Origin of the sequence: Paracoccus niistensis (genome assembly GCF_042432925.1) — a bacterium.
GTDB lineage: Bacteria > Pseudomonadota > Alphaproteobacteria > Rhodobacterales > Rhodobacteraceae > Paracoccus > Paracoccus niistensis.
On record NZ_JBHLWE010000003.1, the window covers coordinates 1 to 10188 of the forward strand.

Consider the following 10188-nt stretch of genomic DNA (forward strand, 5'->3'; position numbering starts at 1 on the left):
GTCCGCGCGGCCTGAGCCTGAAGGGGAAAGGGGCACTCACGCCTCAAGCCGCCTTTCTGCAACATGTGTAACCGATGGGGCTCTGTTGCACAGATGGTCTGATGGCCGTGGGTCCCCTTTCCCCGGACAGACTCATTCCATAGCTTCGGTGACGGGTATGCCGAGCGCAGTGTAACCGTTCAGGACGGCAATCCGGACCTGAAGTTCGGCAACCTGGCGATCGAAGTCCCTCGCCATGAGGCGTTGCCCCAGCAGTTTAACGCAATGCATCTTCGTCTCGACGCGGCTCCGGCGGTGGTATCCACTCCATCGTCGCCAAAGCGCGCGGCCAAGGTATTTCGCAGCGCGCAGGGCCTCGTTGCGCGCCGCGGCCCCGGCGGTGACGGTCTTCCATGGCTTTGCGTTCCTGCGGGGCGGGATCACGGCGTGGGCACCGCGATCGGCGATCGCATCATGGCATTTGCGCGTGTCGTAGGCGCCGTCGGCCGTGACGCTGGCGATCTCCTCGTCCGCCGGGATCTGGTCGAGCAGGTCGGGCAGGACCGGGGCGTCACCGATGTGGCTCGCGGTGATCTCGACGGCCCGGATCTCCAGTGTTTCCTCGTCGATCCCGAGGTGGATCTTGCGCCAGACCCGGCGCTTCGGGCCGCCATGCTTGCGGGCGTGCCATTCGCCTTCGCCCTCGACCTTGATCCCGGTGCTGTCGATCAGCAGGTGCAGCGGACCCCTGGAGCCCCGATACGGGATGTTGACGGCCAGGGTCTTCTGGCGGCGGGACAGCGTGCTTAAGTCAGGCACTGTCCAGTCCAGGTCGGCCAGGCGAAGCAGGCTCTCGACAAACCCGGTTGCCTGCCTGAGCGCCATGCCAAACAGCACCTTCAGGGAGAAGCAGGTCTGGATCGCGGCATCGCTGTAGGTCTGCTGTCGGCCACGCCGACCGGTCGGCGCTGCCTCCCAGATCATCTCGGGATCGAACCAGATCGTCAGCGAGCCTCGGCGCTTGAGCGCCTCATTGTAGGCCGGCCAGTTCCTCGTCTTGTAGGTCAGTCGTGTGGGTCTGCTCATGTCGACCAGCTACCATGCTGGATTCACGGCATGAATCCCTCTGGGGATTTGTGCAACAGAGCCCATGGACGAAGACATATTCGGTGAAGCAACCGTTCCCCATGGACGCGAGACCCACGAGCAGGAGATTGCCAAGATCTTCCTCGATCCAGACGATCTGCTGGGCACTGTCGGGCTCCGGCCTGACGACCTCCCGGTCCCCGATCACCAGGCGCTCGACATCGGGATGACGCGGCGTGCCCTCGATCCGCGCCGTGCCGTGGGGCGTTTCGACTTCTGCGATCTGCGCCTCGGCGCCACTCGCCGCCACGAGCGCAAGGCCGAACACGGCCGCCAGGATCTGTCGCATGCCTGCTTCTCCAATCGTCTCCCTTTGTCCATCCTGCGGAGATTGGCGCATTGCCGAAAGCCCCTCTCTTCGACTTCGGGCAATATCGAGAGGGCTCTGCCGCGTGGCCACAACACCGCGCAAGGCAATGCAACCTGAGATCGCGTGCAGCGCCGCGCCATTTCGTGCTAAGATTGACTTCTCGGCCGAGAATTGAGTCCCGGGTCCCAGCGACCTGATCGTGATCGCAACAACAGCCTTCCGGCTGTGGATATTGAAACTCCTCGCGCCGGCCGCGATTGGGTAGCGCTGGATTTATGCCCAGTCGCAGCGGTCGCCTCAACATATGCGGAGAGAAGTCATGGCGTATGTGACCGTCAACAATGACACCAATTCCCGCCTGCTGTTCTCGATCTTCAACAAGGGAGACAGCGGCGTCCCTTTCCACGCACAGTGGATCGACGCCGGGCAAAGCGGCCAGATGAATATCGGAAAATTCAACGAGGTCGGTGTTGGCGTGCAGATTCAGGAAGGGGGCAGATGGATCGGCGGCGATCCGAAAGACCCCCCGTACTTCGGGCCCCAGAGCACGGTGAGCGCTCTGTCCATCCTGGGAGGTCAGCCTATCGGGTGACGAGTCCCGGCCTTTCCTGATCCGCCTTCCAGGCGCCCGATCCGGATCGCCAGCGGTCCGGATCACAATGGAGGGCAGTGTCAGATAAACTCGGCTTGCCGGAACAGCAGCGGCCACCCTACCCTGCGGGCATGACCCAGCGCAGTCCCTTCCGGTACTTCAAGACCTCGCCCGAGATCATCCGACTGGCGGTGATGCTCTACGTCCGGTTCCCGCTGTCGCTCAGGAACGTTGAAGACCTCCTACATGAACGCGGCATCGACATCAGCCACGAGACGGTGCGCTTCTGGTGGAACCGCTTCGGCCCGCTGTTTGCCGCCGAGATCCGCCGGCAGCGCGTGTCGCGGCTGCGGGCCGGACCGCAGTGGCGCTGGCACCTGGACGAGGTGTTCGTGAAAATCAACGGCCGGACACACTACCTCTGGCGCGCGGTCGACCACGAGGGCGAGGTGCTGGAATCCGTCGTCACCAAGACCCGAGATTGCAAGGCGGCGCTGAAGTTCCTCAGGAAACTGATGCGCCGACATGGGCCAGCCGATCAGCTGGTAACCGACAGGCTGCGGTCTTATGGCGCGGTCTTGCGAGACCTCGGAGCGTCAGCAAAGCAGGGGTGCGCCCGGCACGCCAACAACCGGGTCGAGAACTCACACCTGCCGTTCCGGCGACGAGAACGGGCCAAGCTGCGCTTCCGGCGGATGAAGACGCTTCAGCTCTTCGCCGCGGTCCACGCCTCCGTCTCAAACCACTTCAATCAGGATCGCAGCCTCTCGCGACGCCAACACTTCAAGGACAACCGTACCGCTGCTCTCACCGAGTGGCGCCAGCTCGGCGCCGCCTGAGAGGCGGCCCGGCTGCGAACACTGAGACGAGTTCGCATTGGTCTGACAGCACACTTGCGAGTGGTGAAAGGAAGATGGCCTGACAGTCGAACAGTGTTCCGAAAACCTCAGGCGCAAAATGGCTCTTCGAGGCCGGCCCCTTTATGAGAATCGGGACGCGCGGATCTCCATCTTGGCAGCGGCCAGAGCGCCGACATGCCGGATACGTTTGTGCAGACTGCTCAATCCAGTTCCAATCAGCGCTTGCAACGGGGCGGGCCGTACGTTTGCGCCCGCAGGCTGGTCGCCGTGCGGTGCGCCTTGAGGTAGGTGGCATCAATCATGATCGTCTTCGGTTCAGGGCTCGCCGCGGCCAGCCCCTCCATCATCCGCGCGAAGACGCCCATATCGCCCCATCGCTTCCAATGATTGTAAAGCGTCTTCGCGGGACCATACTCCCGGGGAGCATCCCGCCATCGTAACCCATTGCGGTTGATGAAGATTATGCCACTCAGCACACGCCGATCATCAACACGCGGCTTACCATGGCTCTTCGGAAAGAAGGGCCGCAGCCGCGCCATCTGCTCATCGGTCAGCCAGAAAAGATTGCTCATCGATCAGTCTCCTCGCGGAGCCTGAATCACGCAGCAGCAGGCAGATCAATAGGTCCTGACCCTAGGTACGGTGCGTGCTGAAAAATTTGTCAAACCATAGGTCTTGCGCGTGCTGCTCTGAAAGCTGCAATGATTGCATCCGCCAACTGTTTCTTATTTTGCTCGCCGAGCTGAGCATCTGATGGCTCATCGCCGAAGAATGGCTCGATCAGTGCCGACGGTTGTATCTGTGTGAGGCTGAGGTGTCCGCGCCCGCCAGCACTTTGATCCTTCAGCCCTCGGTCTAGAGGCTTGACCCGCTTGTATACGGCGACAAGCTCAGTTTGTAGCGCCTGCGCCCACGCCCGCGAGCCAGGATGCGCGAACAATGTCTCCGTTCCCCGCGCTTGTTTGTTGAATGCATTGAAGTGTAACTCAACCGTCGCCTCGGGACGCCATTGCCGGACCCGGGCGTAGGCGCCAGTTATACCGCCATTGTCGCGGAAGAAGACGTTGCAGCGGATGCCGCTCGCCTCGGCTCTCTGTTTGACTATCGCGGCCAGTTCGCTGTTCCAAGTATACTCGAACCGTGCTGCGGTAGGACTCGAGGGTAGGGGCGGTGCCTTTCCTTCGGCACCGGGGCTGGAACGGGTGTGGCCAACGACAATTGCAAGGCCATTGCCAGCAGACTCCCGTGCATCAGCATCCGCGGCGGCTTCAAGCTCGCGAAGATCCAGCGTTGCCTCAGTAACTTCAAGATCATCGACCAGTTCCTCGAGGTAGCGCGCCGCTTGGGCAACGCGTTCCCCTGCCGCATCGTCTTTATTTCGGGGAAGCGACTCTGCTCCTTCCCGCCCGCTGCTGAGACGTGTCCTCGTTGCTTCGATTTCTCTATTTAGCTGTTCGATGATTTGCTGCTTGTCCACTGACAATCCTCCTTGGGCTCACGATCGGGATGGAATGGCCTGACGTTTCACGTCTTCTACAACCGAAGCGATCCAGAGCCCCTCATTAGCCGAGTAGCGTCCTGGCTTGCCGTTCAGCCGGCGCATCCCCATTTGTGAGCTCTGTGGATCGTACTTCCCACCAGCATGGTGCAGAGCAATGACGCGCCAGGTGTCATCAAAGACCGGACTGCCTGAATTCCCCGGCGAGGTTGGGGCGTGATAGTGCACACGGCACTGGTCCGGTGTCGGCGGACATCCCGCTGGCGGACCTTCGTGGTCAAGCAGGCGGTTGTCCTGGAAGGCTATGTGCAGCTCATCACCGCTTGGATGACCGATAATATACACGCGCGCCGGCGGCTCGAGACGCGGCAGTATATCGATGATCGGGACAGTCGGCACCTGCGAGGTGTCACCAGCCAATTTCAGGAGCGAGTAGTCAAGTCTAGCATAGGGTGACTCCGCTAAGACTTCTGACACCATGTAAGGTCCTCGGGCAGGGCCTTCTGCTGCCTCGAAAGTGATTTCGACGTTCTCAGGCCGCTCGGCATCTTCGGCTCCTGCCCGATTGACGACATGGTAGTTTGTGAGAACGAGCGTCTCGCTAGCGGGTTCAAGACCAAAGTCACCGGCGCGCACAGCAAATCCTGTCCCAAAGCGACCGCCGTGTAGATGACGGATGGCAGCCACAGAGGTCGCCCGGTCCAGCCCGCAGCGGTACCATGTCAACGTCTGAGCGTTGGTGGTTCCCAGCACCTTTTCGGCCTGCTCCTTACTTGGTGTACCGGCCGATCGCATGGCACGGACATGGTCTGGGGTGACCGAAAGGACACCGCCTTCGCGAGCTGCCAAGGCAGCATCAAGGAGCTGCATCAGGGTTTCACCACGCGCTCCGTCCTTGTGGATCTCCCAAACCTCCCGGAACTGGCGCATGGTGCTGGCATAGTTGAACGGCGGGATGCTCTCGTCGCGAACGTAGACACCGATTGCGGTCTCGGCATCGTCCCACTCACCGAGTGCGACATGCGCCTCACCTTTGGTGGCCCACCACCAGGCGCCGCAGTCGGCGGCGTGAGTGGTGTCCAGCACCTTCAGCACGTTGCGCGCTACCTCCTGTGGGCTGAGGTCGGGTGCCGGGTCAAGCTTGCGGCGCCGGGCCGCGTAAAGGCAGGCTGCCAGGTTGATCCCGTGCCAGTAGTTCGCCGGGTTGTTCTCGAAGGGCACACGGTAGCTGTCGACAGCCTGCTCGATCGCCTGCGCTGCCTCCGCCTGTGAATGGTCGGCGCAATCCATGAAGATCTGCTTGTATGCGCGACCACGCAATCCGTGCAACTCGCCTGCGTCGGACGCGCCGATGCCAGGTGCCCGAAGTGCGCGATCAAGGAGGGCAATCGCTGGCAGGCAGGCGCCTGTCTCGATGAGGCCCTGCGCATAGAACCCGGCAACTACAGAATCGCCCGGCCGCAAGCGAGCGGCGGCCTCGGCAAGCTTGACCAGCCACAGGAACTGGCGCGCATCCCGCACGTCCTTCAGCAGTTTCCTTGCCTGCTCTAGAGCTTCATCAGTTGGCCGCAGCCGAAGTAGCGCGAGGGTCGCTTCGGCACGTTGGTCAATGTCGTCTGCGCCTTCGCAGGTCGTGCTCACAGCTCGATCCCGCGGATGTACTCGGCAACGTATTCGGCGACCTTGTCCTCAATCAACGCTTTGTTGCGCTCGAAGACTGGCGCATTGAGACTGAGGCTGGCGCCAAAACCGCGCAGTACAGCCTGCGTGTCGGAGGATTTGAAGAACAGGACCTGCGTGAGGGTCTTCACGGCCTCAAGTTCAAGGCAGGCGAGGCGAACCTGAAGTGCCGTACCATCTGTGGCAGCAGCGTGGCTGATCTGGAACTGGTTCGCCGAAGCGCGCCTGCTCTCTCGATCAAAGAGGGTTATCCAAGGTCTGTCCTTATCAATGTTGGATAACCCCTCGAGTACGGCAGTGACCATGGCCGCCGCGGCCACGCCAGGGCCGAGCAGCACCGTCAGCAGCGGGATGATTTCCTTATGCACCTCGCCCGATACGTCCGACATCTTTCGCTCGGAGGTTTCGTCGCGCTCAATGATCCACCCGGTGTTGGCGAGAACCTCGAGATAGGCTCGGTACCAGGCACTGCCGCCGGCGGTTTCAACTGCTCGGTTGGCGGCGAGTTGCGCGAGAAGAAACGAATTGGCGATCTGCGGTCGCAGCACCGCCGGAATATCAGCGGCGAACTCGGCGATCTGTGAGCCGATCGCGACGGCTTGGTTCTCACCTTCCTGGTAAACTGGCGGTGCGCCCCCGGTCTCAGCGGACATTCTTTCCCGCGCGACGGGCGTTATTTCCGGGAGGCTGATGCCCTCGATGAAGCTATGCGCTGCAGCTGGATCGGCAACATCGAATCTTTCGAGCAGAGGCATACTGCTTCTCCTAAGAACTCTGTAAAAACGCTACCCCATAGGCGAAATCCTGTGCTCCTCTGAGACTCTGGTCAAGCCGCTGCGTGACTGACGTCGACCAAGCCGATCTGACACGTTGTTGTCGTTGGAGCCCAGAACCTCAGAGACTCCAAGGACGTGCTGGCCTGCCCCAAGGGAGTGGTCCGTTTCCAATCTTAGTGCATGACGGGTTGAGCTGCTACCCGAGTTTGGACCACCTGGCTGGTCTTCTCCGGGGGTCTTCCGATCAGGGTGGGCCATGAGCCGCTGACCGGATTGCCAGTTCTGAGCTGCTAGCCGAGTTTGGACCACCTGGCTGGTCTTCTCCGGGGGTCTTCCGATCAGGGTGGGCCATGAGCCGCTGACCGGATTGCCAGTTCGATCGGGGGTTTGTTGCCGATCGCGCTGTGGGGTCGAACCTCATTGTAGTCTCTGCGCCAAGCCTCGCATTTTCGAACCGCGTCGTCGAGGTTCATGAACCAGTGCGTGTTCAGGCACTCGGCCCGGAACTTGCCGTTCAGGCTCTCGATGAACGCGTTGTCCGTGGGCTTGCCGGGCCGGCTAAAGTCGAGTGTCACATCACGCTGATAGGCCCAGAGGTCCAGGTCGCGGGAGATGAACTCGCTTCCGAGATCGACCCGGATGGTCCTGGGCAGGCCGATCTCCCGGCCGACCTGTTCCAGGACCGCGATCACGTCCGGGGCACGGAAGCTGAGCCGTGGCACGATCGCCGGGGAGAAGCGCGAGAAGGTGTCGACGATTGTCAGGATCCGGATCCTGGTTCCGGTCGCAAGTTGGTCATGAACAAAGTCCATGGCCCAGGTTTCATTGGCCCGGACCGGCGGACAGCGGTCATCCCGAAGCTTCGCCTTCACCCGCCGCTTCGGCACCTTGTTCCTCAGCTGAAGGCCCAACTCCTTGTAAAGCCGGTAGACACGCTTGGCGTTGATCTCCCAACCCTCGCGTCGCAGCAGCACATGGATACGGCGGTAGCCGTAACGCACCCGTGTCTCAGCAATCTCCTTGATCCGCTTTGTCAAAGCGGCCTGCGGACGGCGCCGGCCCTTGTAGTGATAGCTCGACCGCTTCGCCCGGAGCACCGCGCAGGTCCGCCGGATGCTGACCTTCCACGTGGCCCGAACTTCATCCACGAGCTGGCGCCGCCGCGCAGGCCTCAGAGCTTTTTTGCGAGCACGTCCTGAAGCATCGCCTTGTCCAGGCTCAGATCGGCCACGAGCTTCTTCAACTTCGTGTTCTCCTCCTCGAGCTGGCGCAGGCGCCGCATCTCGGAGGGCATCAACCCGGCATACTTCTTGCGCCAGGCGTAAAAGGTCGCCTCGCTGATCCCCGCCTTCCGGCACACCTCGCCGACAGCCGTGCCGTCCTCCGCCTGCCGCAGCACGAAGGCGATCTGGGCCTCGCTGAACTTCGATCTCTTCATGGGTCCTCTCCATCTCCTCGGCCCAAACCTAAACTGGAAAATCCCAGATCGGCGCGGTCCAGAAAACGGGCAGCAGGTCAGAGGGTCATCGAGGCTCTCAAGAAGCACTTCGTAGCTGAATGCTCGAGACAAAGCTGCCCGGTTGCGCAAGAGTTTTATTTTGACTGGCGCGATAATAATGTGCCACCAGGTAGCCCGCTCAACCCTAAACTGAAGGAGTATATTCAAACGTCCAATGTCTTTGTTGCCGTGGTCACGGAGTATTACGAAGAGAGGAGAGCCGGCTGGGAATTCGAAGAGTTCGTCAGAGTCTCACGGCCAAAGCGGCTTCTCCCTATTCTGATCGGAAGGGGATCACCTGATGTATGGAACAGGTTGAAGGAGAAAGCTCTCGTACCGCAAGAAGAGCTGGTTTATCTCGACCTGACGAGGGATGGGCTTTCCGGCAACGACTTGACGACAAAAGGCGAAGACGAACTCAAAGCGGCTTGTAGGGCGGCGGTCGAGTTTGTCCGCAATAACGCCACTACGACCTCGGAGACGAAACCGGGCAAGCGCCCTGGCGTCGTGGGGCACTGTCAGATAAACCCGGCTTGTCCGGCGGGCAGCGGCCGCCCTACCCTTCTGGCATGACCCAGCGCAGCCCGTTTCGGTACTTCAAGACCTCACCCGAGATCATCCGCCTGGCCGTGATGCTCTATGTCCGCTTCCCGCTTTCATTGCGGAACGTCGAGGACCTGCTGCACGAGCGCGGCATCGAGGTCAGCCATGAGACAGTCCGCTTCTGGTGGAACCGGTTCGGCCCACTGTTCGCCGCCGAGATCCGCAGAAAGCGGTCATCGGCCATGCGCTCAGGCCCGCAATGGAAGTGGCACCTGGACGAGGTGTTCGTGAAGATTAACGGCATCCAGCATTACCTCTGGCGCGCCGTCGACCACGAGGGCGAGGTGCTGGAGTCCGTGGTTACCAAGACCCGCGATCGCAGGGCAGCCCTGCGCTTCCTGCGCAAACTGATGCGCCGGTATGGCTCTCCGACCAAGATCGTGACGGACCGCCTTCGCTCCTATGGCGCGGCCCTTCGCGAGCTCGGAGCAGGTGCGAAGCAGCACTCGGCGCGGCACGCGAACAATCGCGTCGAGAATTCACATCTACCATTCCGGCGACGAGAACGAGCCATGCTCCGCTTCCGCCGCATGCGAAGCCTGCAGATGTTCGTCGCCGTCCACGCCTCCGTCTCAAACCATTTCAACCAGGACCGCAGCCTCTCCCGCCGTCAGCACTTCAAAGCCAACCGAGCCGCCGCTCTCGCCGAGTGGCGGCAGCTCGGCACCGCCTGAAAGACGGCCCTGCTGCGAACACTGAGACGAGTTCGCATTCGTCTGACAGCACACCTCGAGGAGTTCCTTAGACCTCTGGGACTGTGGCGGCGTCGCGCCCAGTCCCTTCTCGGGATCGCGAGATATGCTGCTAGCAATGAGGGCCGCTTCCCGTCCGACCCTCGCGAGCACCGCCAAGTCCCCGCGGTCGGGCAATACGTTTCCAATGCAATTCTTCAATTCCAGTACGGGCGTCCGGCGCCGCTATTAGACGTGAACATGGCCCGCGTGATTGAGCGGTTTGTTCGCCCGAGGAAGCTCGCCGACATTCGCCATGACCCGTGGCTGCAAGAAGCTTTCCATTGGCTCGTGCGCCGGGACTCGCGAGAGGTGAACTGGGCAATACTGGACTTCGCAGCCCTCGTCTGCCGCGCGCGCAACCCGCTTTGCCCAGCTTGCCCTGTCAGCGCCCGGTGCAGCTACTTCAATCGGGAGGGGAATACAGGCCTGCCCTTTATCGCAGGGACGGCCCTAGGCTCAGGACCCATTGTCTTCATGGCCAGAACATGACGGTGGCTGCGAGGGGTCGACGC

Annotated in this window: 9 protein-coding genes and 1 pseudogene; 4 read left to right on the forward strand and 6 right to left on the reverse strand. The window is 61.6% G+C overall.

The window, feature by feature from the left end:
• Window positions 1-132 precede the first annotated feature (132 nt).
• The gene (locus ACFFII_RS01015) at window positions 133-1065 is read right to left on the reverse strand and encodes an IS5 family transposase (protein WP_377697023.1); all 933 of its coding nucleotides are present in this window, start codon (window positions 1063-1065) and stop codon (window positions 133-135) included.
• Window positions 1066-1129: 64 nt separating this feature from the next.
• Here ACFFII_RS01015 and ACFFII_RS01020 point away from each other — a divergent pair, with 64 nt between their 5' ends.
• The 3 genes from ACFFII_RS01020 (at window position 1130) to ACFFII_RS01030 (ending at window position 2866) form a co-directional block, all read left to right on the forward strand.
• Window positions 1130-1552 (forward strand): hypothetical protein, encoded by a 423-nt coding sequence (locus tag ACFFII_RS01020; RefSeq protein ID WP_377697024.1) that lies wholly within the window; start codon window positions 1130-1132, stop codon window positions 1550-1552.
• Between the two features lie 202 nt (window positions 1553-1754).
• Window positions 1755-2027, forward strand: a complete 273-nt coding sequence (locus ACFFII_RS01025; protein ID WP_377697025.1) for a hypothetical protein — start codon at window positions 1755-1757, stop codon at window positions 2025-2027.
• Between the two features lie 131 nt (window positions 2028-2158).
• Window positions 2159-2866, forward strand: coding sequence for an IS6 family transposase (locus tag ACFFII_RS01030; protein WP_377697026.1), 708 nt, complete (start codon window positions 2159-2161; stop codon window positions 2864-2866).
• A 248-nt stretch (window positions 2867-3114) separates the two neighbouring features.
• Here ACFFII_RS01030 and ACFFII_RS01035 read toward each other — a convergent pair.
• The 5 genes and pseudogenes from ACFFII_RS01035 to ACFFII_RS01055 all read right to left on the reverse strand — a co-directional run.
• Window positions 3115-3459: pseudogene (locus ACFFII_RS01035) on the reverse strand (transposase); the annotation flags it as partial.
• An 89-nt stretch (window positions 3460-3548) separates the two neighbouring features.
• Window positions 3549-4364, reverse strand: a complete 816-nt coding sequence (locus ACFFII_RS01040; protein ID WP_377697027.1) for an N-acetylmuramoyl-L-alanine amidase — start codon at window positions 4362-4364, stop codon at window positions 3549-3551.
• An 18-nt stretch (window positions 4365-4382) separates the two neighbouring features.
• Entirely contained in the window at window positions 4383-6026 is a 1644-nt protein-coding gene (locus ACFFII_RS01045) for a trypsin-like peptidase domain-containing protein (protein WP_377697028.1), read from the reverse strand.
• On the reverse strand, window positions 6023-6820 hold the full coding sequence (locus tag ACFFII_RS01050; RefSeq protein WP_377697029.1) for a hypothetical protein: 798 nt from the start codon (window positions 6818-6820) through the stop codon (window positions 6023-6025). Before ACFFII_RS01050 ends, ACFFII_RS01045 begins: the two co-directional genes overlap by 4 nt.
• A 359-nt stretch (window positions 6821-7179) precedes the next feature.
• A protein-coding gene (locus ACFFII_RS01055) for an IS3 family transposase (RefSeq protein ID WP_377697030.1) occupies window positions 7180-8279 on the reverse strand; the annotation gives its coding sequence in 2 pieces (ribosomal slippage) (window positions 7180-8030 and window positions 8030-8279; 1101 coding nt in all).
• 629 nt (window positions 8280-8908) lie between these two features.
• Between ACFFII_RS01055 and ACFFII_RS01060 the strand changes: the two genes are divergently transcribed.
• Complete coding sequence (locus ACFFII_RS01060) at window positions 8909-9616, forward strand: IS6 family transposase (protein WP_377697031.1); 708 nt, start codon at window positions 8909-8911, stop codon at window positions 9614-9616.
• Window positions 9617-10188: the final 572 nt, after the last annotated feature.